20 protein-coding genes are annotated in these 25,178 nt (G+C 50.1%); 13 read left to right on the forward strand and 7 right to left on the reverse strand.

Annotated elements, in window-relative coordinates; translation table 11 throughout:
• Positions 1–6: 6 nt before the first annotated feature.
• The 11 genes from K6L24_RS00830 to K6L24_RS00880 all read left to right on the forward strand — a co-directional run bounded on the left by K6L24_RS00830 (position 7) and on the right by K6L24_RS00880 (position 12,542).
• Entirely contained in the window at positions 7–927 is a 921-nt protein-coding gene (locus tag K6L24_RS00830) for a substrate-binding domain-containing protein (RefSeq protein ID WP_240343550.1), read from the forward strand.
• Positions 928–1,545: 618 nt separating this feature from the next.
• Positions 1,546–2,241 carry a common pilus major fimbrillin subunit EcpA gene (locus K6L24_RS00835; RefSeq protein WP_245006706.1) on the forward strand — a complete coding sequence of 232 codons (696 nt, stop codon included), beginning with the start codon at positions 1,546–1,548 and terminating at the stop codon, positions 2,239–2,241.
• A 55-nt stretch (positions 2,242–2,296) separates the two neighbouring features.
• Positions 2,297–2,962, forward strand: a complete 666-nt coding sequence (locus K6L24_RS00840; RefSeq protein ID WP_222681856.1) for an EcpB family pilus assembly chaperone — start codon at positions 2,297–2,299, stop codon at positions 2,960–2,962.
• Between the two features lie 29 nt (positions 2,963–2,991).
• On the forward strand, positions 2,992–5,580 hold the full coding sequence (locus K6L24_RS00845; protein ID WP_222681857.1) for a CS1-pili formation C-terminal domain-containing protein: 2,589 nt from the start codon (positions 2,992–2,994) through the stop codon (positions 5,578–5,580).
• Positions 5,561–7,171, forward strand: a complete 1,611-nt coding sequence (locus K6L24_RS00850) for a receptor (RefSeq protein WP_222681858.1) — start codon at positions 5,561–5,563, stop codon at positions 7,169–7,171. Before K6L24_RS00845 ends, K6L24_RS00850 begins: the two co-directional genes overlap by 20 nt.
• 80 nt (positions 7,172–7,251) lie before the next feature.
• Entirely contained in the window at positions 7,252–7,824 is a 573-nt protein-coding gene (locus K6L24_RS00855; RefSeq protein ID WP_137269206.1) for a hypothetical protein, read from the forward strand.
• Between the two features lie 90 nt (positions 7,825–7,914).
• Positions 7,915–8,109, forward strand: a complete 195-nt coding sequence (locus K6L24_RS00860; RefSeq protein ID WP_137269207.1) for a hypothetical protein — start codon at positions 7,915–7,917, stop codon at positions 8,107–8,109.
• Between the two features lie 77 nt (positions 8,110–8,186).
• Positions 8,187–8,372 carry a hypothetical protein gene (locus K6L24_RS00865; RefSeq protein ID WP_137269208.1) on the forward strand — a complete coding sequence of 62 codons (186 nt, stop codon included), beginning with the start codon at positions 8,187–8,189 and terminating at the stop codon, positions 8,370–8,372.
• 69 nt (positions 8,373–8,441) lie between these two features.
• Positions 8,442–10,550, forward strand: a complete 2,109-nt coding sequence (locus tag K6L24_RS00870; RefSeq protein ID WP_222681859.1) for a peptidase domain-containing ABC transporter — start codon at positions 8,442–8,444, stop codon at positions 10,548–10,550.
• Positions 10,547–11,281 (forward strand): hypothetical protein, encoded by a 735-nt coding sequence (locus K6L24_RS00875; protein WP_137269210.1) that lies wholly within the window; start codon positions 10,547–10,549, stop codon positions 11,279–11,281. The genes K6L24_RS00870 and K6L24_RS00875 overlap by 4 nt, the downstream gene beginning before the upstream one ends.
• 4 nt (positions 11,282–11,285) lie before the next feature.
• Positions 11,286–12,542, forward strand: coding sequence for an HlyD family secretion protein (locus K6L24_RS00880; protein ID WP_137269211.1), 1,257 nt, complete (start codon positions 11,286–11,288; stop codon positions 12,540–12,542).
• A 592-nt stretch (positions 12,543–13,134) separates the two neighbouring features.
• Here K6L24_RS00880 and K6L24_RS00885 read toward each other — a convergent pair.
• The 5 genes from K6L24_RS00885 to K6L24_RS00905 all read right to left on the reverse strand — a co-directional run bounded on the left by K6L24_RS00885 (position 13,135) and on the right by K6L24_RS00905 (position 20,316).
• Entirely contained in the window at positions 13,135–14,019 is an 885-nt protein-coding gene (locus K6L24_RS00885) for a winged helix-turn-helix domain-containing protein (RefSeq protein ID WP_137269213.1), read from the reverse strand.
• A 1,608-nt stretch (positions 14,020–15,627) separates the two neighbouring features.
• Entirely contained in the window at positions 15,628–16,980 is a 1,353-nt protein-coding gene (gorA, locus tag K6L24_RS00890; RefSeq protein ID WP_062748169.1) for a glutathione-disulfide reductase, read from the reverse strand.
• Between the two features lie 183 nt (positions 16,981–17,163).
• A complete protein-coding gene (locus K6L24_RS00895) occupies positions 17,164–17,952 on the reverse strand; it encodes a nucleotidyltransferase domain-containing protein (protein ID WP_062748170.1) in 789 nt (262 codons plus the stop codon).
• 10 nt (positions 17,953–17,962) lie between these two features.
• Positions 17,963–19,180: an RtcB family protein gene (locus K6L24_RS00900; protein ID WP_062748172.1), complete on the reverse strand. Its 1,218-nt coding sequence runs from the start codon at positions 19,178–19,180 to the stop codon at positions 17,963–17,965.
• Positions 19,181–19,182: 2 nt separating this feature from the next.
• A complete protein-coding gene (locus K6L24_RS00905; protein WP_222681860.1) occupies positions 19,183–20,316 on the reverse strand; it encodes a slipin family protein in 1,134 nt (377 codons plus the stop codon).
• A gap of 494 nt (positions 20,317–20,810) precedes the next feature.
• On the opposite strand from K6L24_RS00905, the gene rtcR reads away from it, so the two are divergent.
• Together rtcR and rnz are read left to right on the forward strand one after the other, a co-directional pair.
• A complete protein-coding gene (rtcR, locus tag K6L24_RS00910) occupies positions 20,811–22,394 on the forward strand; it encodes an RNA repair transcriptional activator RtcR (protein WP_062748178.1) in 1,584 nt (527 codons plus the stop codon).
• 19 nt (positions 22,395–22,413) lie between these two features.
• A complete protein-coding gene (gene rnz, locus K6L24_RS00915) occupies positions 22,414–23,328 on the forward strand; it encodes a ribonuclease Z (RefSeq protein WP_137269216.1) in 915 nt (304 codons plus the stop codon).
• A gap of 36 nt (positions 23,329–23,364) precedes the next feature.
• On the opposite strand, the gene K6L24_RS00920 is transcribed toward rnz, so the two are convergent.
• Together K6L24_RS00920 and K6L24_RS00925 are read right to left on the reverse strand one after the other, a co-directional pair.
• On the reverse strand, positions 23,365–24,207 hold the full coding sequence (locus K6L24_RS00920) for a 23S rRNA (adenine(2030)-N(6))-methyltransferase RlmJ (protein ID WP_062748183.1): 843 nt from the start codon (positions 24,205–24,207) through the stop codon (positions 23,365–23,367).
• Between the two features lie 94 nt (positions 24,208–24,301).
• Positions 24,302–25,126, reverse strand: coding sequence for a CPBP family intramembrane glutamic endopeptidase (locus K6L24_RS00925; RefSeq protein WP_222681861.1), 825 nt, complete (start codon positions 25,124–25,126; stop codon positions 24,302–24,304).
• Between the last annotated feature and the right edge of the window lie 52 nt (positions 25,127–25,178).

Genomic DNA, 25,178 nt, shown 5'->3' on the forward strand with positions numbered 1-25,178 from the left:
TACCTCATGATGAATACATTTCTGTCAGAAAATCCGACGCAGCCTCTCACCGCCACGACGCCGCCGGACAGGCAACCGATTATTGGCGTTGTTGCCGGCGAATTCAGCAATCCGTATACCCTGACGCTGTTGAATGAGGTGACGCGCCAGCTTAACCTGCGTGGAGCCGGTACGCTGCTGTTAAATGTCGGTGACGATGCCAGCTGTCAGGCGGTTTTACGTACGGGCAGGCCGTTACCGGTCGATGCGCTGCTGTTTCTTGCCCATCACCTCAGCGCGGAACAGCTTGCCGCGATGACAGCGCGATATCCGCTTCCTGCCATCCATGTCTGCCACAGTGCGGCAAGAGAAGGGGAAGCGGCGATCGGCGTGGATGATTATGCGGCCGGAGAGCAGATTGGCCACCTGCTGTTGTCGCAGGGCTATCAGCGTTTCGGCTTTCTGAAAGGGCCGGCATCCCCGTCACCGCTGCGGCGGATGGAGGGCTACGCGGCCAGCCTGCAGGGCGCGGGTAAAACGCTGAACAGCGTGCTGGTGGCTGGGCAGTCTGACCGGGAGAAGGCATATGAAGCGATGATGACCTACCTGAAAACCACCTGGGCCTCTGAGCGTATTGACGGGCTGTTCTGCGAAAATGACGTGCTGGCCTTTGGTGCCATGCAGGCGATCCGTGATTTTGGCGAGGGGGCACATATCGGCGTGGTGGGATTTGACGACGTGGGCGAAGCCCGTTCGTCGATGTGGAGCCTGACCACCTGGGCACAGCGTGGCGATCTGCAAATTGCTGAAGCGCTGAACCGCCTGCTGGATAACCGGGCGGATGAACAGGGCGCATGGCGCACCGGTGAATTGAAAATCCGCCATTCCCATCTGAGCCGGGAAGAGCACGGCGAAATGTCTCAGTGCGGCTGCGCCAGCCGCAGCTGACAGCGTGTGCTGCTTTTATCCATTTGCGACCTTATTCCGGCAGAGATAATCTTATCTTTGTCGGAACAGCGTGCTGGCCAGCGGCGTGATGTCTTTAAAAAAGATATTGTCTGAATTATGCCATCACTTAGCACTATGGAAGTATGTGCTATAAAATGATCTAATCTGAGCATTAATTTAGTGAAAATGTAAATGTGAAAAATATGCGCCATAAAGGTTATACAAAACTCTTCTGCCCTGTTCGCAGGTGCATCCCTTAAGCTGATATAAAAGATAATCAACGAAACGCAGATGACCTTAAGATTAAATCACATCCTGTCGCAGTGTGACTTTATTGCTTAACTGATTGATTAATATAATAAAAAATTATACATTTTATATGTTTTCCTTCTGTGATATTCAGAACCCTTGATTCGTAAAGAGTCTTAAAAATTTCCATTCTCTTATCTGATTTATTTTAACAGACTCAGTGATGTTAATTCAGAATTCCTGAATCAATAAATCAGATCATTTTCATTTTGTTGTTTGTCATTTCCTGGTTAAAATTTTTCTGCTTTTTTAAATAGCTAGCGGCAACCTTTTGGAACGTATTTTATTGCTGTGGCAACGGAGTGCGTTATGCAAAAGAATAATGATTGTCAAACAAATCAACTAATGAAATATGAAAGGGAATATATAATGAAAAAGTTGTTACTTACTGTAGCCAGTTTGAGTCTCATGGCATCTGCTTCATCAGCGATTGCTGCTGCTGATGAAACGGTTACTGCAAGTGCTGTTTGGCAGGCGGAAGCAACAAAGCAGAGCCAATCGAGTTTGGTGATAACCCCGATTCGCACACTGCAATTTAAGTATTCAGAAAATAGTAAATCCTTTAATCAGGATACGGGCACGTTTGATGTGGCTATTCGCGGTGGTCGCCCAGACGCAAATGCGTTCAAACTTGAAGCCCGTGTCGATGATGGCAATAACGTGCTACGCCAGGTGGGTGGGGAAAGTACGCTGGCGGTGGGTGCTCTCTTCGGCAGTAAGGAGCTCGGTTCTACGCTCGGGGGATCGACCGGTGTTGGCAAAAATGCTGACTGGACCACGCTGGTAGATTCTATGGAGGAGACCGGGAACAGTAGCTCGCTGTGGGCACTGACTAAGTCTGCAAAAGGTAAACCCGAAGATAAATATAATGCCCGCGATAACTTTAAATTTATCGTGAAAAAAGCGACAAGCGATGGCACCACATCTACGTCCTTTGCTGATCTGTCAGATGGTTTGTGGACGGGTGAAGTTGCCGTTGCTTTCCGCGCAACCTGGAGCGAATAAGGTCAATGCAGCCGGGGCTCCCCCGGCTGCTGCACGTTAACGTGAAGGGAAAATCATGTTAAAAAAATCTATTATTATTTCTTTAATGACGTTGGTACTGCCTTTCGCCGCTTCAGCCATTAATGTGGGAAGAGTGACGACGATTATTCCTGCGGATAAACAATTAGTGGCAAAAGAGATAAAAAATGAATCTCCAATGGCAAGGGTTATCAGCGTTAAAATTGAGCGAATTGACTCGCCGTTAACGGATGGAAAAGTCATTGCCTTCGATAAAAAAGATGAAATTCTTTTATCACCCTCACAGTTGATGATGCCAGGAACATCTAAAAATATCATTAAGTTCTGGTATCAGGGCACAGAAGATAATCAGGAAAGATATTACAGAATCACTTTTACCGATGAACCTATCACTGACGACAGCGCGGTGAGCGGGGGGAAATCTGTGCTGGCACAGGCTAAGGCGATCATCAGTACCATATTAGTTGTGCAGCCACGTAATAAAAACCTTGACTACAGCCTGACCGATGATGGGGTTTCTAATAAAGGAAATACCTCATTCAGAGTTAGCGCAATAGGAGAGTGCATTGATGGCAAAAAGGATTGCCGTGAAGTGTTTTACGTTCTCCCGGGGAAAACATACCATTTGCATAAGGTCAATTTAAAGGCAAAAGGAACACATTTAAGTCTGTGGGATGTGGAACACTACATTGCTCTTAAATGAAGGGATTCTGGGTTTAAAAAGGTTATTCCGTGAATAATAAACTGGTGTTTTCTGGTCTCCTTATGTGGACGATACCCTTCTCTTTTGTGAGCGCCGAGGGTCTGAAACAAGAGTCTTATGTGATAGCGGGTTATCGCTTTCCTTCCGCACTTTATGGCATGTTGCAAAGCGGACTAAATTTACCTGTATTGATTGAGAATAAGCAACCCAATAGAGAAAATATATCATTAGAAGAAAAGTATATTCAGATAGGTGTTGCCACATTATATGTTGTGGATAAAAAACTTGTGCTACGTAATGTGATTATCAACAATGAAGATGAGAGTAAAGTTCAACTCTCTGATGAGCTAATCGCTAAAATTAAAAAAATAAGTGAAGAGCATTTTGATGAGAAACTGCATGCGCCTGTTTCAGACGAAGGATATTTTACCCTGGATGGAAAGCAAATGCGCCTTATTCTTAATTTGAGCGAAAAAGGATATGGTACGTTAATCGCACCAAGACTGTTCGATCTGGACGATCCCACGAGTAAAAAACCCAGTGGAACAATAAATTATGACTTCGGGGGCTATAATAATCGAAGTTCACACAGTGGTACTAACAACTCCGGTTATCTGAACTTTAATTCGACGACGTCTCTGGGCGTGGACCATCTGAAATTTGATGGTTCACTCTATACCGGGAACAGTCTCTCCAAAGATAGCAGTGGACGGATTAATGCTGCCTTGTGGGAGCGCGATTTCAAAGGCCTGAGAACCGCCGCCGGCATGCTCGACAGCTGGAATATGCAGTCTGTGGGTTCTGTCAGTGCCCTCACCGGGGGGGAAGTGTATGGTTTTTCTATTGGTAATGCGGCAAATTCCCGTAAGCGAAATGGCAGCCTTTCATTGACGCCAGTGGTTGCTTTCTTTCCAACGGCGGGGGAAGCACAAATACGCAGAGACGGTAACCTGTTAAGTATTCAACGATTTTCTGTCGGCAGCCATGAAATCGATACGTCGATGCTACCCTTCGGCATTTATAGCATTCAGGTCGACGTGATCAGCGGCAGCAGAACCATTTCCAGCGGTACCTACCAGATTAATAAACCCTTTACCTCCAGTATGGGTGACAGCCTGCGTTGGCAATTTTGGGGCGGGGCCTACGATCGAAACAAAATCTACAGTAATAAGCATCGATACAATATCAGAACCACTCACGACATTGATAAAAAGGGTGAACATGACCGGGAAATGATGTCGCTGGTGGGATTTTCAGCGGGAAAAAGTTCAGGCAATTATGACTGGAGTATGTCCAGCTATATGATGCGTGAACATGCTCTGGCAGAGCTTTGGGCTTCGTCGAGGCTGACAAACTGGTTGTCGGTTAATACCCAGGCGATGAGTGCTACGGATGGGACATGGCGAACGAATTTCGGCAGCACCCTAAGGCTCCCCTACGGTATAGGGAGTATTTGGTACAACTACAACCGGCTTCACAGTGGTGAATTTATCTCGCTTTATGAAAATCGCGGCAGTAACTGGGGTGTATCTGTAAATGTGCCTTCTATAGGGGCGGCAAGTGGTGGCGTTATAACCTGGACCCAGGACAAAGATACCATCTACGGGTATAACCGACGTCGCCTCGATTATTCACAAGGTCTTTACGCCGGGCGCTATGGGTCGATTCGGCTACGGACTGGCATCGGTTATTACGATAATAATGACGGCTTAAATAAATCGAGTAACCGGGAAACTTATGCCATGTTAGATTTCTCAATTCCGTTTGGTAATGCTATTTCGCTGGGGGTTTCTCACTCCAGAGACAGCGGGACAGCGATGAATATTGATGCCACCCACGATTTCGATGGGGATTACCTGAAGTCAGTCTCTGCTAATGTTTCCCGCTCCTTCAGCGGAGATGTCGATCGCAAAATGACCGGGGGGGCCAGTGTAGACTTTGATACACCATTTAACGCTAATGCATTAAGTTATCAGACGGATAACGACGGGGGCTGGAGTAATACATTAACCAGTCAGGGATCGGTAGCCTGGTCAGGGATGCATATCGGGGCGGGTAAAGGGCGCGAGAGCGCAGGTGTATTAATTGATACCGGACTTCAAAGGGGAGAGAAGCTCACCCTGGATATTGATGGTAAAAAACAGCTCTTACAAGGAAATCGTAACTATATTTCTTTACCTCCTTATGCCCGCTACCGTATGGAGTTGATGAATAATGCTAATACGATGGAAAGTTATGAAATCAGTGAAGGCGCACGCCGAACGGTTTCTGTTTATCCCGGCAATGTGATTTATCTCCAGCCCAAAGTTAAAAGAGTGGTCACCGTATTCGGCCGGTTAATCAATAGTGATGGATCTGTCGCGGTCAACCGTCAGTTGAAAAATAAAATAGGTATTGCACGGACGGGGGACGATGGACGCTTTGTCATTGATGTCGACCTCAATAATCCTCAGCTGAGTATTGCGACAAAGGATGACAGCCTCTGCTCTCTGCAACTTAATATTACGCAGAGTGACGGAGCCGTGTGGATCGGCGATGTGAAATGCGATCGGAATAACTATGTCTGGCAACAGTCATCGCGTCAAGGAGCGAAAAATCATGAAACGACTGGCTCTTAGTGCCCTGATATTCAGTGCCGCCGCCCATGCTGATGTAACTCTTCCTTTTATCACTTTCCACAACGATAACTCGTTGGGAGGCGCTAATACAGGCGCTGTATTCAGCATCAACAGCGGTGGTGCGGAACTGGCAATGGGTTCGTATGAGTACCCCTCTCTGAGTGACAACGGTAACCGAACTGTGGCGACCTATGTCCCTGTCACACCCTCTCAGTCCGGGCTCGGAAGTTCGACGGATGACGTCACCTGGAAGTATAAATTCTCAGGTTTTAATAATACTGCATTTAGAGGGATGTTCTGTCCCACTTGCAGTACCGGGTATAAAGACCCCATCAGTGTCAGCAATAGTGAAATGACACTTCCTTATAATCCCACCTCGGGGTCCTTTGGGTTCGTTGGTTTAACGATGAGTGCCTCTTTAGTCGATTATTTGCTGGCAATGGGGGCAGGGCAATCAGAGACGGTGACGACATCAGCCTACACAAAAGGGGGGACAGTACTGGCTTCGACGCAGAATAACGTTCTGCAAAAGTTGGGTAATTATAATCTGGACAACTCAGCACATCTTGAATTTGCTGTTGACCCCATTACCGGTGAAATAAACATTAAAAGTGGCATCACAGGCCAGAGATGCACCCCCTATCAGCACATTGCGCTGAGAGGATTGCTCTGCGATGTGATGAAGTACAGCTATCAGGGAAGTTCGGTGGCTGCCTACAGTGGCTCTCTGTCGCTTTCCGTTTCTAAATTGAATCCTTTATTAGACGGGTTTCAGGGGAAAGGCCTGACGGTATCGTTAACCTTTGATGAAAGGACATGGTACGACTTATCTAACGGATCGCTCGGCACTCCTGCGACGTTTGCCGACACCTTCCTTCAGCAGCCCTCGAAAGAGGGGGGGCAAGCCAGCCTGAAGATGTTTTTCCCCACAGACTTTATTAAAGCTGTCGCGCTTAAGGGCGAAGCCAGTAACTTAACTGATATTGTCACCCTGTGCCTGAATAACCCTCTGGCATCGATTGGTGCCGATTTTTGTTTTCGTCCGGGTAAGGGCATCTCTGTTAGCCCAGTGGAACCGAGTATCGAGATCAAGCCTGATAATCCAGACTACGCGCTGGATCCAACAGGATATGGTGGGACAGGGAAAGGCAAGATTGGCAGCAGTGAGCCTATTACCATTCCTTACTCCATTTATACGACCTCTAAAGACCCTGCCATTGCTGTCACGGGGCGTATTACGGGCCCGGGTAAACCGTTAAATGGTCAGGATTACTGCCTTTTTAGTGGCGTAGGTGGTGTCTCCGGACTTGAAGTTCCCGTACCTGGCGATGTCCTGATTGGATTATCCCGCACCCGTTACAACCACAACTGTACTGGCACGAGCTTCGATATCCCTGCGCCCTCAACCAGCCCGGGAGAATGGATGAGGCTGATGAGCCCGCTTTCTGCCGATCTTTCCGTCTGGAAAACACCGCTGATATTGCAGTTCCCTATGAACAATCCTGTGTCTGCTAAAACCTATGCCGGTGGATACTGGGATGGTGTGGTGAGTGCGCAGGGATCGATTGAAGTATCCGCGTCATGGAACTGAGGGGCCTGGGTAAAAGTCTGATTGTCGGTTTGTTATTCACTTCACATACCGCTTCAGCTTTATTCCTTAAAAATCTCAACATGGAATTAGAACCCAAAAAAGGGGTTCACTATGAAGAGATCATCAATCAGACTCCCGGCAAGAAAGTTTATACTATCAGTATGGTTCAAGTTAGTCTCCCTAAAGAGAACAGTAAAGAAACGGTGATAAGTGATGGTGATTTACTGTATTCACCACAGAAATTAGTTCTTAATTCACAAGATAAAAGCGGCTTTAAGTTTTATTATAAAGGGTCTTTAGATGCTAAAGAGCGATATTTCAGGGTTAAGATAATTGAAACTCCGGTGGGAGTTGATACACTGCCCACCAATCGCAATGCATTACTTTATGATTATCGGGTCGCGGTGGAGGCTATTATGGTTGTCCGTCCAGCAAACGAGAATTTTAACTATCAGATGAGCAGTGGTGAGTTGATTAATTCAGGGAATACTTTTTTTAAATATATGTCATCTAAAAATTGCGAAAAAAAGTATTCACATTCTAAATTCATTGCACCGGGTGAACATCTCTCCCTGAGTGATGAAATGACAGTCGAAAATCGCGTTATCTTATATAAAAATAAAATCATCACCCTGTCTCGTTGCCATCTTTAAAGTGAATTGCTCTGGGGATCTCCCTGAGGGCATCGTGTCTTCATTGATCGTAAGGTGAAGATATAACAAAAGTAAAATAAGGAAGTTAATATGAAATCTATCAGTCTAACTGCAGCAAGTGAAATCGTCGGTGGGGCCCTCAACCCGATTGAAGCAATGACAAAAGGCGCGACAGCGGGTTATAACGCCGGGGCCAGTATCATGGGGCTGCTGGGCGGCTTAGTCGGAGTGGTCACCGGTGGCGTGCTCGGTTTCGTCGGCGGCTTTGTCGGTACTGTTAAATAACGTCAAGCATCGTTTCCCTATTTAACCGTTGCATTCATTATCTTGCTCACGGTGTAGAGAATTTATCAGGAGTTAAAATGAACACTGTTGAAATGAAAGTTGCAGATGAGATCGTTGGTGGTTGGGATCCTGCTGGACAGGCCATTGCTGGAGCGCAGACCGGGAAAGCTATGGGCGACAGCCTGCTCGGCCCACTGGGTGGCGTACTCGGCGGGGCGTTAGGATTAATTGGCGGATTTATTACCGGCGTGCTGTCTGCTTAAAGTTATTATTGAAATGAATAAATGGCCCCGGATGAGGGCCATTTTTTCTTAACCAATTACTGGGGTGACATGTCATCTTTATTTCGTTTTCACACCACTGAGAAAACGCCGGTCATTCGGCAGCATGAATATACTGAATGCGGTCTTGCCTGTCTGGCAATGGTTTTAGGGTATTATGGCTATAATACATCAATAAGCCAGCTCCGGCGTGAGTATGAGGTATCTGAAGATTCGGGCACCTCACTGTCTTCATTATTAAAGTGGTCGAGGGAAAAGGGGTTAGAAGGACGATTGCTTCAGGGAAAAGTCACTGAGCTGAAGCAGGTTAATCTTCCCGCTATCGCTTTCTGGCGTGGTAATCATTTTGTCGTGGTGGTAGGCGTAAACGATCGCGGCATTACAATCCACGATCCTGCAAGCGGGCTCCGCCGCTATAAGTACAAAGAAGCCGAAGTCCTGTTCTCCGGTTATGTTCTTGAACTGCAGCCGGCAGCCAGCTTCACCCGGCAGTCAGCAGATGCTTCTTTTTCTCTTAATCAGTTAGCCAGTAACATCACGCATCGGGTGAAGCGTCAGATCACACTGTTTATTTTTTCCTTGTTTGCATTACTGATTATGCTGGTATCTCCATCCTATTTTCAGTTAGTGCTGGATGAAGCGATATCACGCAGCGATTATGACCTGGTTATTCTACTGACTTGTATTTTTGCTATTGTCTATATATTTGATGTAGTGAACCGTTTTTTAAAGCAGATATTAGAAATTTGCTTGCGTAACTTTGCCTATGATGAGCTGAGTCAGTCAATTCGAGGTTATTTACTGCGCGCGCATACCAGCTGGTTTCGTACGCGCCCGGTAGGCGTCATTCTCGCCATTGAGAAATCACTGCATAGTTGCGCAGAATTTATCAGCAACGGCTATGTGGCGATGGCCTATTCTTTACTGATAAGCATCTTCAGTCTGATTTTTATGATGTTTTACAGCGTTAAAATCGCGCTGGTCACGTTACTCTCCATGACGGTTTTCCTGGTTATTCGTTTTGTGCTGATTAGGCCTTATCAGCGTGCGGTGGACAATGCCATCACCAAAACGGCTGAATACGAGTCTTTGCTGGTTGAAACCCAGAAAGGGATCGTCACGCTCAAAGCTAACAATATGCTTAGTAATATGAATAGCGTCATTGACAGGGCCATGCGCAATCACATCAGCGGGCTGATGCATCAGGAACGTCTGTTAGCCCGCTTTGATACGGCCTCGGTGTTTGTCATTAATGCAGAGCAGCTGATTGTGGTCTGCATGGGGGCCTGGGCGATTTTACAGGGTCAGATGTCTATCGGGATGCTTGTGGCCTACCTGAGCTATAAGCGCTATTTTTCTGATGCGATGGTGCAACTCGCCCATAAATATCTTGAAAAAAATGCCCTTAAAGGTCCTCTGGAACGCATCGCAGATCTCGTGAGCTACCAGGCTGATGAGGATGATTTTGGCGACCGGAAAATTGAAGTGCCACGCGTTCTGACGCTGGATAACGTGTCTTTTTCCTGGCCCGGCAAAGCCGCGATTTTGAAAAACATCAGCCTGACATTGAGCACCTCGCAGGAAACGGTCATTGTCGGCCAAAGTGGGTCAGGTAAAACGACGCTGCTGCGCCTGTTGTCCGGAGTTTTGCAGCCTGGCAGCGGAGAAATCAGACTTAACCAGTACCCCCTTACGTCCTATGATTTGGCGGAACTGCGCCAGCATATCCGTATTATCCACGCGGATGACCAGCTTTTTACCGGTAGCTTAATTGAGAATATTTCAGGTTTCTCTCTTGAAGTCGACCTGAAAGAGGTCATCGCTGCATGCAAACTGGCGCAGATTCACCGTGTGATCGCCGCACTTCCACATGGGTATGAAACGAACTTTATTCCGGGTAATCCGCTATTTTCCGCCGGTGAAGTTCAGCGTCTGGTGCTGGCACGCGCACTGTATGCCCGCCCTGACTGGCTATTGTGCGATGAGGTGACGGCTAATCTGGATAAACAGACTGCCAGCAAGGTTCTGACCAACCTGAGAGCGCTGGGTATCGGTTTGGTTTTTGTCACCCATTCTCCGGAAGTTGTTTATCAGGGCGGGCAGCTGGTTGAGTTAGAAAACGGCATCATTCTGGCTAACCCTGAGGGGCAGACATCATGATCCCGGGTTTTATATGCCACTGGATGGCCAAAAGAGCGTGTAAGCATCACATTGCAGAACGCTTCGAGCAGAACTATTTGCAGTTTATGCGCCAGCCTGAGGGGACCTTTGATGAAGAGATTTTTATACAGAATCTTCAACAGCGTCTTCGGCTGATGGTAACCCTGCGGAGTTTGCCACCACAAAGCTGGTTACGGGTGATGAGTCCGGTGGGGCGTGATGAGATTAACAAATGGGCCACAGAGTACCTCTACCAACAGCGTACCCTGGTGCCGCTGTTGAGATGGAATGGCCTGCCGTTGGTACTGGCCTCGCTTATACAATCAGCGCCAGAGGCGATGGATTTTCTATTTATTTCTCAGGATCCCCTCTATCGACGGTTAGCAACGCTACGTCGCTGCCGGGATAACAGTCTGCTGTCTCACCGCCCGCTGGCCGTATTTGTTTTTATTGATGAGCGTTTGCCTGAGTCTCCTTTAATGCCTTTTCTGCTTAATGGCAACCGCCTGCGGGTCACGGCAGTGTTCCCGCATACCCTCACTCGCCTGCATATGGAGATTCAAACGTTAATTCCTGTCGGAATGCCTGACACCCCCTCTTTCCGGGTCATCGGGCAGCGCTATGCACCGGATGCATGGGAAGACGCTGTCGCAGCCAATTTCCAGCAGTTATGCCGCTTCCCTACGTACTGGGGGCAGTGGGACGATATTTCTGTTCTTTTACACGGGTAATCCCATGTTGTTTATCAAGCGACGTACCAACCCTGCAGCTAAACTGGCGAAACGGCAGTATGCACGGGTTTATAATATTAATCTCCCGGGTTTAAAACTGGCCCTGATGATGTTTGCTTTATTTTTTTTGTGTCTGATTATCTATTGTTGTGTCGTTGAATACTCTGAAACTACGCTGGCCCAGGGCGTGGTGATCAATGCCAAAGGGGATGTGCAGGTACGCGCGAAAGCCTCCGGAACCATTATGAATATCCCGATTAAAGAGGGGCAGTATGTGAAAGCCAATCAGATACTCTTCAGCCTTTCACGGGATTACGGCGGGAAAGAAGGGTCTGTGATTGAATATGAAGCTGCGCATTACCTCTCGGAGATAAAACGGAATAATGACCGGATGCGTAATATGACCAGCTCAGTCGACAACCTTAAAAGAAACCTGACCCGGCAGCTGGCGATTATTGACGATCAGATTAGCGCATCATCTATTAAAATAAATAAGGCGAAAGAATTGGTCGCGAATACGCAGGAAACCCTGGGCTCTTACGCGTTAATTGAGAAAAAGGGCTATGTCTCTAAAAATGATTTGAATATACGCAGGAACGACGTTCTGAATGCCCAGCTTAATCTCAAACTTGAAGAGTCAAATCTTTTACAGCTGCAAAGTAATAAAAGTTCAATTCGTGATAATACACAGTATCAGATAGATGATCTTAAAACGCAGTCACTCTATCTCGATAATCGTAACAGTGAGATTGAACGTACCCTTGCGACTCAGGGAAGTAAGTCGCTGACTATGCTGGCCCCGACTGATGGATATGTGGTGGCGATCAACTTCCCACCAGGTAAGGCCGTCACACAGGATACGGAAGTAGTGGTGGTGATCCGCCATGATACCAGCAGCCCGCTGGAAGGATATATTTATATCCCTTCTGATGGTGCGGGACGGATCAACGCCGGCGATAAAGTAAAAATTCGTTTCGATGCCTGGCCTGTTGATAAGTACGGAACTGTCACTACGACACTGGAAGATTTCGTTCCGATCACCATTGATACGCGGTCATTGCTTGTTCCACTACCACAAGGTAAAACATATTATCTTGCACGGGTTCAATTACCTCCTTTTTTCACTGACTCGGGAAAACGGAAAAGAATGCTGCTGGGGGGAATGACGCTTAATGCGGATATCGTTCTTGATAAACGTCCTCTTGTTGTTTTGTTACTGGCTCCGCTGGAGCGTGCGCGCCAACGTTTTCTTTCTTTCTAGTCATGCTCTTCGGTATATAAATTTTCCTGTGAGATGATTTTTAATGGATAGCAAGGAGAACAATTATCCAGATTAGGCTGGTTTATTCTGCCTTGCATCCGATTTTTTGCTATTTTCAGTTTCCCTTACAAAGGTAAGTGGTAATGGGATCGATGAAAAAAAGATACTGACCATTATTCTGTTTTTTTATTTTTAGATAGATGTCTTTATTGGATTCCAGGAAAAAACGAGGAAAGAGTTTTTTAATATCGTTTTCATCAGTATTGTCTGTAGGGAATTTGATGTTTTTTATAGAGTGAAGAAAGTAACTTTCCCCATTATGATTGAAGGTGAAAAATATTCTGCGCGAGATTTCCTGTTCACGACCATCATTCATTTTAATGTTTCCGTCTATGCCGATATAACCTTCCTTTTTTTCAAATGTGTAATTTATCAGTAGATTTGACGTGGATGCTGAATTATGTTGCACGAGATTTATTAAACAGGTGAATGTTGTCGGACTGCGTGTTTCCTTCAGGAGTAAAAAAGAAGTTATCGAAGTTAATATGATAATAAAGGCTATACTCATTATTAATAATATTTTATACATATTTTAATTACCCAAAATAAAGTAATCTGAAATGCACAGGCTGTGATCACCCTTTTTTCTTGAGCAGCGCAGCACTGAGACTCTTGGCAACTGAGGAAGAGCATCAATATAAATCCACGGATAGTTATTACAGGCACTGTAAAAAGGTTCTGCATAACGTAGTGTTTTATCCTGAATTTTTCCAAAAACGATATCCGGTGAGACATAAACATTACACGCCGGTGGGCCTGAAACAGGAATGTACTCTTGCAGATACTCTATAGGTGTCAGTTTTTTAACTACCATATAGGACATCATTGAAAGTATTCCTAATCCTGAGATAAGGATAAAAAGAGGTAAATATCGCTGATAAAAAATGCTGTAACCAGACTGCTCTGCAGGGTTGTTATTATTCAGGGATTTTGCAGATATGAACGATGGGCGACTCTCAGATGACGGTGTTGTTGATTCGAGTTCATTTTTAATATCGATCTCATCCTCTGTAGTGATATGTGTTTCCGTGATGACTTCTACGTTATGTTGATTGATATCAATGAGTTGCTCTGTCGCCAGCTTAGTAATGTGACAATCATTTGACAGAGTAATCCCTATCCGTGGGATGGTGACGATGAGCTCTTCTTCAAAGCCTATTTTTTTTAACCCTTTTCTGAGGATAGAGATATTTTGATAGAAAGTGTTCGGTGAAACATGTACTCCATTTTTAACCCAAACTTCATCCATGAATTCTTGCTGACTAACAATAATTCCGACTTTTTTTATCAGTAGTAAGAAACAACGACTGGCGGGGGAGTTGAGAATCACAACATTTTCAGGCGTATCTAAACGACGTAAAATGCTTTTAGCAGGATGGAATTCTATCCAGTTATTTATGATGTAATGATTGTGCATGTTATTACCTCTACAGTATTTAAGGTTATTAATAAATATATCTTTTATTTCTGAGCGGATTCCTGGAGGTAAATAACAAGATCCACCCTTTTTATGTCACTACTTAACGTAGCGCAAAGCCGGGATTAACAATATTTATTGTTGTTTTACGCTATAAGCTGTTTTTCTTTTTTCTCCTGGTGAAGTGATGCCGATTGCTGATGTTCATATTTCATAAATGAACACAGCACTTTATGAATAAAATTTCTAAAAGTTTATTTTCTGTATGCTATTAGTCTGTTTTTGCACTATTTTTAATAGCTAGCCGGATGTTTCTGTTTATATCCGAGAGGAATTGGAAAAAAATCATTCTTGTATTGATAGCTTTTAAGGGAGCAGGACGTTTTTCTGCCTGTGACTAACCCCCGGGAGAGAGATGGCCAAAAATCAACTTCTTGATTTAACGAGCATTAATTCCCCCGTTAAATGATTTCCTAAGCGGTTTTTGTTTCGATTGTCAGTCACTATCCCGCCAGTGGGCCGCAATAATACTTTAGGCTGTTTTGATGCCTGGTTTCCTAAAGAAGCTGAATTTATAGTGGCTTATTGTGGTCATGTTGTTTTCTTTTATTTTTAATAACATCGCAGGCTGTAATCTTGGGAGAGCAGCCATATGATCTCAATCTCCCTTGCGGATACCATGCGGTATTTCTCTGTTGAAGAGGATGATTCTCGCCACTCATGATTCTGTTGGATACCGGTATGTTGGCATGGCTATTTAGAAACAAACATTTCAGGATTAACGCATTGATATTAATGGTTATTGCCAGGGTATGTTCAGTGCTTTTTATACTTGTCACGAGATTGATTTTTTTCAGCTTATAATCGGGTAAGTACTTATCAGAAACATATCTAAGATAAATATAAGTGTAAAAGTACTCGATGATTATCAAAATCCTTTTCATTTCGCCTTCTCCTTTTATCTTTTTTTTGCTGTTTCCGTAGCAAAAAGATTAGTATAAAACACTAATAATTTTTATTTCGGTATAATGGGGTTTTTGATGCTGTTTTTAAACGTGCTGGTCCCTCCTGACACTTTAATTCAGTGATGGGAGAATAGTCATAACAGCGCTCTAAAAAAATCAATTTTCCTTAATTGATAAATAATAACAACTCATTAATTACGTCAATAAATTAAAATTATCTAAAAACAAGAAGTTAGATGTGCTTAAGGGATGCGTGAAAAAGAGGGTATGAATTGTTGTGAATCTTGTCGGCGCTCACTTAACCTCAGCCCATTTTTTCTCGCTGTCTGCTGGCTCATTCAGTGAAAGACGTGCTCTAATTCCGTTACACTCGCCTGTCTATTTCATCATGACTAAAATTGATGTGCTTCTGTGCCTGATAAAAAGTCTTTGAATGAATATTCTTCGGGATCCTTCATGGCTTCGTTAAACAGAAAAAACCAGTTTAAAACTAAACTTTTGTTATTTATTAATGGTTTTTTTATTTATCTCCCATTTTTTATCCTGTCTGATGAATGAACGTAAAAAGGCCGGATAGTTTACTATCCGGCCTGGAAAGGGCTCTTTTATCGTGGTGCAGGCTAACGTTCTCTGCCAGCGTTCATTAACGCATGGTGACAAACTCTTCTGAGCCGGTCGGGTGAATCGCCACGGTATTGTCGAAGTCTTTCTTGGTCGCGCCCATTTTCAGCGCCACGGCGAAGCCCTGCAGCATCTCGTCCATGCCGTAGCCGATACCGTGGATCCCGACGATTTTCTCATCGGCACCCACGCACACCAGCTTCATGCGGCACGGCTGGCGATGCTGTGTGACGGCGGTGTACATGGCGGTGAATGACGATTTGTAGACTTTCACCTGGTCATCACCAAACTTCTCACGCGCTTCCGGCTCGCTCAGGCCTACCGTACCGATCGGCGGATGGCTGAAGACCACGGTGGGGACGTTGCTGTAATCCAGATGCTCGTCCGGTTTGTTGTTAAACAGGCGCTCGGACAGGCGACGGCCTGCGGCGACAGCCACCGGGGTCAGCTCAACGGCGCCGGTGTTATCACCGACGGCGTAAATACCTTTAACGTTGGTGTTCTGGTATTTATCGACGCTGATGTAGCCCTTTTCATTCAGTTTGACGCCGGTGACGTCCAGGTTCAGGTTGTCGGTCATCGGCTCACGGCCAATTGCCCACACCAGGCAGTCTACCGTCTGCTCTTTGCCGTTTTCCAGCTGTAAGGTCAGGCTGCCATCGGCATTTTTCACTACCGCTTTCGGGATCGATTCGGTGTGCAGCGTCGGGCCTTCGGTGTTCATCACTTCCACCAGCGTGTCGACGATCAGCGGATCGAAGCTGCGCAGCGGGGCATGTTTACGCACGTAAAGGTGGGTTTCAGAACCCAGCGCATTCAATACGCCGGCAATCTCCACGGCAATATAACCGGCACCGACGACCGCCGTACGTTTTGGCAGGGCCTGCAGTTCAAAGAAGCCATCGGAGTTAATACCATGCTCCGCACCCGGAATGGTCGGCTGGGTTGGGCGACCGCCGGTAGCAATAAGAATATGGTCGGCGGTAATTTTCTCGCCGTTAACTTCCACGGTGTGTGCGTCAACGAAACGGGCATAACCTTTGATCACGTCAACGTTATTCTTGCCCAGCACGTTGTCGTAAGAGGTGTGAATACGGTCGATATAGGCGCTGCGGTTTTTCAGCAGCACGTCCCAGTTGAACTGGTTAACGGTGGTATCGAAGCCGTAATCCGGGCCGTAGTTATGGATCGCTTCAGCAATCTGGGCCGCATGCCACATCACTTTCTTCGGCACGCAACCAACGTTAACGCAGGTGCCGCCCAGTTCTTTCGCTTCGATCAGCGCACATTTCTGTCCGTGCATGGCTGCACGGTTAATGGAGGCGATTCCGCCGCTGCCGCCGCCGATAGCAAGGTAGTCATAATGTCTGGTCATCGAGTCTTCCGTTTAAGTGAGAGTCTGTCCAAACTGGCTGCAACGATGACGCCGGTCTGGACAGACCCTGATTGAGTTAAATCAGCTGGCGTAGAGTGTAACGCCACAAGGGGAAAAGCCGCAAAGGTTGCGTCTATGATTGTGATAGGGGAAGGCACAGAGCGAACCCTGTGCCTTATGGTATTACGGTGTCAGCACGGTCTGCATCAGCAGGCGGTTCAGGGCGCTGGCATCGCGGCGCGGCGCATCGGATAGCGGCGGGCGATCCTGCCGGGCCAGCTGATGTTCAATAAAGGCATGGATGTGCTCGCGGCGCGGGCCGATCTCCGCTTCGCCCGCCTGGCGCTTACTCACCAGCAGAGCGTCAATCTCCGCCCGCAGCAGCGGATCGCTGACTGTTTCTGCCATCAGCCGGTCAAAACGCATCGGCGGAGCGCCTCTCCCGGCTTCAATCCACAGCACTGCCAGCAGCGGACGCAGCACGTAGAAATACTTTTTCAGCCGTACCTGTTCGCCCTGTAAATAGCCACGAAAATTCTTCTTCGCCATCGACAGGTAGTGATAGCGCGCCCGCAGATCGCTGAAGAAGTCCGGCACCAGACTGCGTAATGCCTGCACCGTATCCGGGTGCTGGCGGTAGACCAGCGGCGAATCCAGCCACTCCATCAGCGTCGGGTTGGCCGCTTTCAGCAGCCCCAGCGTTTTACGCAGCTCCCAGCCGCAGACGTCCAGCTCACTGTCGATCGGCAGTTCGATCACATCGCGCGGTGGCTCGACGCGCAGATACCACTCGGGTTGATGCACATAGATAAAGCGCACATCGTAGTCACTGTCGGGGGAGGCAAATCCCCAGCCCCGGCTGCCGGATTCGCAGGCATACAGCACGCGCACATTGTGGCGGGCTTCAATCGCGTTTAATGCCGCCAGCACCCGTTCCCGCATGGCCGGGCTGACGGCTTCTTCCGTTCTCATTTCCTGTTCCTTATCCTTTTACACACACCACCTGACGCAGCGTATGCACTATTTCCACCAGTGACGCCTGGGCAGCCATCACCGCATCAATATCTTTATAAGCCATCGGGATTTCATCGATGACGTTGCTGTCTTTGCGGCACTCCACGTGTGCCGTGGCGCGCTGCTGGTCGGCGATCGTGAAGCGGCTTTTGGCTTCGGTACGGCTCATCACCCGCCCGGCACCATGGCTGCACGAACAGAAACTCTCTTCATTGCCCAGTCCGCGCACGATAAAGCTTTTGGCACCCATTGAGCCGGGAATAATCCCCATTTCACCTTTCCGTGCCGACACCGCGCCTTTGCGGGTGATCAGCACCTCTTCACCAAAGTGCTGTTCACGCTGCACATAGTTGTGGTGGCAGTTAACCGCCTGCTCTTCAGCGATAAACGCCTTCGGCAGGGCCTGAGCCAGTGCCGTCAGTGTCTGTTGCATCATCACCTGGCGGTTATGCCGGGCAAATTCCTGCGCCCATTCCACCGCCTCCAGGTAGTCGGCAAAGTGCTGGCTGCCTTCGCTGAAATAGGCCAGATCGCGATCCGGCAGATTGGCGATGTGCTGGCGCATGTCCTCACGGGCGAGGGTAATAAACAGGTTGCCGATGGCATTGCCGACCCCACGGGAACCACTGTGCAGCATCACCCACACCCGCTGGGCTTCATCCAGACACAGCTCAATAAAGTGGTTACCGGTGCCCAGCGTGCCGAGGTGGTGATAGTGGTTGGTTTTCAGCAGCGCCGGGTATTTGTCGGTAATGCGTTTAAACCCCGCTGCCAGCACCTGCCAGTGGCTGTCTACCGCCTGCGGCGGCGACTGCCACGCCCCCCGATCGTGACGGGCGCGGCCCGTACTGCGGCCGTGTGGCACCGCGCGTTCAATCGCCGTGCGGATACCCAGCAGGTTATCCGGCAGATCGCTGGCCAGCAGCGAGGTGCGCACCGCGATCATGCCGCAGCCAATATCCACGCCCACTGCCGCCGGGATAATGGCCCCTTTCGTCGGGATGACACTGCCGATGGTCGAACCTTTGCCAACGTGCACATCCGGCATCACCGCCAGATGTTTATAGATAAACGGCATCCGTGCCGTATTCAGCAGCTGCTGCTGGGCTTTCACGTCCACCGGCACGCCTTCGGTCCACATTTTTATGACGGCCGCGCCTGGCGCGGTCAGCTGTTGCATGCTCATGGTCACTGTCCTTTTATCTGTACCAGTCCGTTCAGCACCTGATCCAGGCCGCCGAAAACGGAAATCTTATCAATGCGTTCTGCCACCCTTTCCAGGGTTTCCAGCTCTTTCAGGCGCAGTGCGACCGGGTTGTTTTCCATCACTTTGGCCGTGTTCAGCAGCGATCGGGTGGCGGCCGTCTCTTCACGCCGGCGGATCACGTTAGCCTGGGCGGACTTTTCCGCCTCCACCAGGCGGGTCAGTATGGTCTTCATCTCACCCGGCAGGATGATGTCTTTCACCCCGAGGGAGGCCACTTCCATGCCGTACGCCGCGACATTCTGCCGGATCTGCGTGCTCACCAGCTCATCGATCGCCTGCTTGTTTTCCAGCAGTTCATCCAGGCTGCGCGTGCCCACGGCCTCACGCAGCGCAAACTGCAGCTCACGGTAGAGGTATTCCAGCGGTTTGGTCAGCTGCGCATACGCGCTCATCACATCGCTGTACCGCCAGTTAGCCGCCAGGTTGATGCGCAGGCTGACTTTATCACGCGTCAGGATCTCCTGGCCGCTGACTTCCAGCGCCTGTACGCGGGTATCCACCACCTCCACGTCGACCTGATGGTTAAAGCGCCAGTAGCCGCTGGCGCCAGGCGACAACAGTGCCTGCGGCATGCCGTCGACCTTCAGGATACCCACATGCCAGGCCGGCACCTGCACCAGCAGGACGCCAGCATTGCCGGTGACCACGTGCTGACGGAGCTGGGGCTGCATCAGACTGGCGACGAGGGCCGCCGGGATTGCTACCGTATCGGTCGACAGTAATTCGACGCGCTGCGGGCCGCCGTTCAGCCACCACAGGCGGCGCGTACCTGGCGGCAGGATCTCCACCAGCTGGTCGTTTTTATAGTGCAGCCCGACGTGGGTTTCTGGCACGGCGACCGTCTGGCAGAACGTGCTCACCCACTCGGGATGATACTGCTGCAGGTAGTCGGCCAGCACGCTGTCCAGCGGCGGTTGAAGCTCAAAGGTCGCGACTTTGAGCTGGCGTCGCCAGTCGCGGAGTCGGTGCTCCCCGGCCGGCAAAATCTGTTGGTATTCGTCGTTCTTTGACAGCAACGCGATTTGACCTTTCCGTATGGTGATATGTCTGAACATCTTTTCTCCTTCATTTAAGGTGCACCACGGAGCACGGGCGTCAGCGTGAAGCCTGGGGGAGCATCTGAGCGGCACCCGGTACAGCGGCGGCGCGACGATGATGCCCCAGACCCGACGCATCAGCCGGTGCTCCGGGTGGGCTGCTGACTGCACAGCCAGGGTACTGCTATCAGGCTCTTTGGAGAGAGGTGCGAAACCGGGAGTCGAACCCGTTCTGGCCCTGTGCCTTCGCAAAATGTCTTCGTGCTGACGGAACGCCTGCGGGAAAACGGTCATCCGTTCCCGGTGCGCCGGCTGGGTTCATAACCCGGGCATCATTCAGCCTGTCGACGGGATAACTATTGCCAGAAGTGTGCCAGGAAAGTAAAAGCGCTGAAATTATTTTTAATTAAATGATATTTAACGTTTTTATTTTATGGCAACAGAAAGGTCTTGCTGCACATAGCAGGGTGAATTTATCCTGTGGGATAAACATCGCGATAAAGGGATAAGGCATGAAGCGCAGAGTAGTGATAGGGATGCTGGGAACCACCCTCGATAAACGTGGTAAACGGGAGAACCGCTGGAATAAATGGCGGCCTACGCTGGGGCTGTGTATGCAGCCTGACCTGCCCGTTGACCGCCTGGATCTGCTGCATCAGCCTGACCGCCAGACGATGGCGCAGCAAATGTCGGAAGATGTGGTGCTGATCTCGCCGGATACCGAAGTGCGGCTGAATCCGATCACGCTGAATGATCCGTGGGATTTTGAGGAGGTGTATACCGTCCTGCTCGATTTTGCCCGCCACTATCCCTTTGATACGGAGAATGAAGAGTATCTGGTGCATATCACCACCGGTACCCACGTGGTGCAGATCTGCTGGTTCCTGCTGACCGAGGCGCGCTATCTGCCCGCCAGGCTGCTGCAAACGGCCCCCGCTCCGCGGGAACAGGAGAGTGCCAGAACGGAAGGGGTATATACCCTGATCGATCTCGACCTCAGCCGTTATGCCACCCTCACCAGCCGTTTTATGCGGGAACGTCAGGAGTCGGTATCACTGCTGAAGGGGGGCATTTCCACCCGTAATGCGACGTTCAATAATCTTATCGACCAGATTGAGCGGGTGGCGCTGCGGTCCGACGCGCCGCTGCTGCTGACCGGCCCGACAGGGGCGGGAAAATCCTTTCTGGCGGAACGCATTTATCAGCTGCGGCAGTCGCGTCACCGGGTCAGCGGCAGGCTGGTCGCGGTCAACTGCGCCACGCTGCGCGGGGATAACGCCATGTCTACGCTGTTTGGTCATGTTAAAGGGGCGTTCACCGGCGCGTTGCAGCCGCGTAACGGCCTGCTGCGGGAAGCGGACGGCGGCATGTTATTCCTTGACGAGATTGCCGAGCTGGGACTGGATGAGCAGGCCATGCTGCTGAAAGCGATTGAGGAAAAGCGCTTTCTGCCTTTCGGCGCAGATAAAGAGGTGAGCAGCGATTTCCAACTCATCGCCGGCACCCATCGCGATATGCGGCAGTGGGTGGCTGAAGGACGCTTTCGTGAGGATCTGTATGCGCGCATTAATATGTGGAGCTTTACCCTGCCGGGGCTGGCAGCGCGGCGCGAAGATATTGAACCTAATCTGGACTTCGAACTGCTGCGTTTTGCCAGTGATGCGCAGTCGCAGGTGCGTTTTGAGCCGCAGGCCCGTCAGCGCTATCTGCAGTTTGCCTGCGCACCGGCTGCCCTGTGGCGCGGTAATTTTCGTGAGCTGAGTGCGTCTGTCACCCGAATGGCGACCCTCGCCGATAACGGCCGCATTGAACTGGCCCAGGTGGAAGAAGAGATTGCGCGCCTGCGCGCGGGCTGGCAGGGGGAAACCACACTGGCATTACCGGAAACGCTGGATCTGTTTGACCACAGCCAGCTGGAGACGGTGCTGAGAGTGTGCCGTGGGTCCTCTTCGCTGTCGGAGGCCGGGCGCACGCTGTTTGCCGTTTCCCGTCAACAGAAGAAACAGCCCAACGATGCCGACCGGCTGCGTAAATATCTGGCGCGTTTTGCGTTAGACTGGGACAGCATCAAGTCGGGTGGATCACCCGGACAATAACGGAAGGAGTCAGTGGATTATGCAACTGCAGTTTTTAGGCACCGGGGCCGGCACCCCCGGCCGCGAGCGCAATGTCACCAGCATCGCGCTGGATCTGCAGGGTGTGCGCAATGCGACCTGGCTGTTTGACTGCGGGGAAGCGACGCAGCATCAGATCCTGCGCACCCCGATCAAGCCGGGTAAGATCGAGAAGATCTTCATTACCCACCTGCACGGTGACCATATTTTTGGCCTGCCGGGGCTGCTCACCAGCCGATCGATGAACGGCTCGACCGATCCTATGACGATTTACGGCCCGGTCGGGCTGAAAAGCTTTGTCGATACGGCGATCGCGCTGAGTGGCTCGTGGCTGACCTTTCCGCTGGACATTGTGGAAGTCCGGGCCGGTGAGGTGTGTTGTGATGAGCACTTCCGCGTGACGGCCTGGCCGATGACGCATCCGGTGGAGTGTTACGGCTATCGCATTGATGAACATGATAAACCTGGCGCGCTGGATGCGGCGAAGCTGGCTGCCGACGGGGTGCCTGCCGGGCCCTGGTTTTACGACCTGAAGCACGGGCGCAGCGTAACGCTGCCTGATGGCAGGACGATCAACGGCTGGGATTACGTTGGAGAGAAAATCAAAGGCCGCAGCCTGGCGATTTTTGGCGACACCGCACCGACGGCGGCGGCGAACGAGCTGGCAGCGGGAGTGGATCTGATGGTGCACGAGGCGACGCTGGAAGTGGCGATGGAAGAGAAAGCCAACAGCCGCGGGCATTCCACTACCGCCCAGGCCGCCAGAGTGGCGCTGGAAAGCGGAGCAAAACGTCTGATCGTGACGCACATCAGTACGCGTTATCTGCGGGCTGACTGTGAACGACTGCTGGAGGAGTGTCGGGCGGTGTTTCCGCACACCGAGATGGCGCACGATTTTGCGGTCTTTACGCTGTAGCGGGGGGCCGTTTTTGCGGCCGCCCCTGCGCGCGATTTATTCCGGCACAATCCAGCTGACTTTGGAGTAACCGGTACCGGACGGCACCAGCACTTTTTCCAGCCACGGCAGCACGTTTTTCATCTGCTGCTCCAGCTTCCACGGCGGGTTAATCACAATCATCCCCGAGGCGGTCATGCCAAAGCGGTCGCTGTCCGGGCGCACACCCAGCTCAATCTGCAGGATTCGGCGGATGCCGGTGGCCTGCAGTTCGTTGAACATGCGCTTGATCTGCTGACGCAGCACCACCGGATACCACAGCGCAAACACGCCGGTACCAAAGCGTTTATACCCTTCCTGAATACCCTGCACCACGGCCTGATAATCACTTTTCATCTCGTATGGCGGGTCGATCAGGATCAGACCCCGGCGTGACAGCGGCGGCAGCTTGGACTTTAACTGCTGATAGCCGTCGGCACGGGCCAGGCGTGCGCGATCGTCTTTCTGAAATTCGCTGCGCAGCATCGGAAAGTCGCTGGAGTGCAGTTCGGTCAGCTGGAGCTGGTCATACTCGCGCAGCAGGTGGCGGGCAATCAGTGGCGAACCCGGGTAGTAACGCAGTTTACCGCCGGGGTTGTAGTTCTTCACTACGCTGATATACGGGGCCAGTTCTTCCGGTAAATCATCCTGCTGCCAGATACGCGCAATGCCTTCCAGGTACTCTCCGGTGCGCTCCGCATGTTCACCGCTTAACAGGTAACGCCCTGCGCCCGCATGGGTATCAAGGTAGAGGTAGGGTTTTTCCTTCTCATTTAACGCGCTGATAATCAGGCTCTGCACGGTATGTTTGAGAACGTCGGCATGGTTGCCGGCATGGAAGCTGTGGCGATAACTGAGCATGTATTGGGATAATCCGGATGGTAAATGCGAGCGTGCCGCCGTCGGGCGGCACAGGTTGGGGGTATTATAGCGAAAACGGCTTAAAAAAGCGCGTTCAGGTCGGGATTCGCTGCCACATCGGATAGGTAAAGAACAGCAGGTGTAGCATATTAAAGGCAAAATGCACCAGCGTAGAGACCCAGAGCCGGCCGCTCCACAGCCAGGCCAGGCCGTAAATCAGCCCGGCGAGCGTGGCAAACAGCACCAGCAACAGGCCGCCGGAAAAATGGGCAAAGCCAAACAGCAGGGCAGCAATAAACAGCGCCCGTTTATCTCCCAGCAGCTGGCTCAGACGCTGTTGGATATAGCCGCGAAACAGCGCCTCTTCCGCCAGGCTGACAAAGAACAGGTTGGCCAGCATAAAGGCCCCCAGCCACTCCGGCAGGTGGGGTTCGACTCTTAAACCACCGGCCACCGTGGCCAGTAATAACAGCAGCGGCAGCGACATCATCAACACCAGCCACCACAGCGCGTTAGCTGGTGGCTTTGCCGGACGCTTCAGCAGGGTGGGCAGACAGGCCAGCAGCAGAAACGGGATAAGCGCTTTATCAATGTTGTAATAAAAGGTAAAAGGCACGCTCTGTGGCCCGACGCGCTCGCCGGAAACAATAATCAGATTATTAAAGCCCGGGATCATATGCAGCATCAGGGCAATTGCACTTACCACCAGCACGATTTCGCCGGGCAGGGAAAACGCATTAGGCTGTTTCTGATAACCGCAGTAGAGGGCGACCGCGCCGATAATCGCCAGCGCCACCATTCCCGGCGGGAGCAGCGTCTGATCAAAGACCGCCAGCCCCAGTGCAATAGCGAGCAGGATAAGCGAGCTGCGAAGGTAAAAAGGTAAAAACAGCAACGAGGCCGCCAGCGTATACCACATAAAAAAACTCCCTGTTTGTAACGGAGTAATACGATGTATTTAAGCGGGAAGG

The sequence above is a fragment of the Erwinia persicina genome (genome assembly GCF_019844095.1).
Classification (GTDB): domain Bacteria; phylum Pseudomonadota; class Gammaproteobacteria; order Enterobacterales; family Enterobacteriaceae; genus Erwinia; species Erwinia persicina.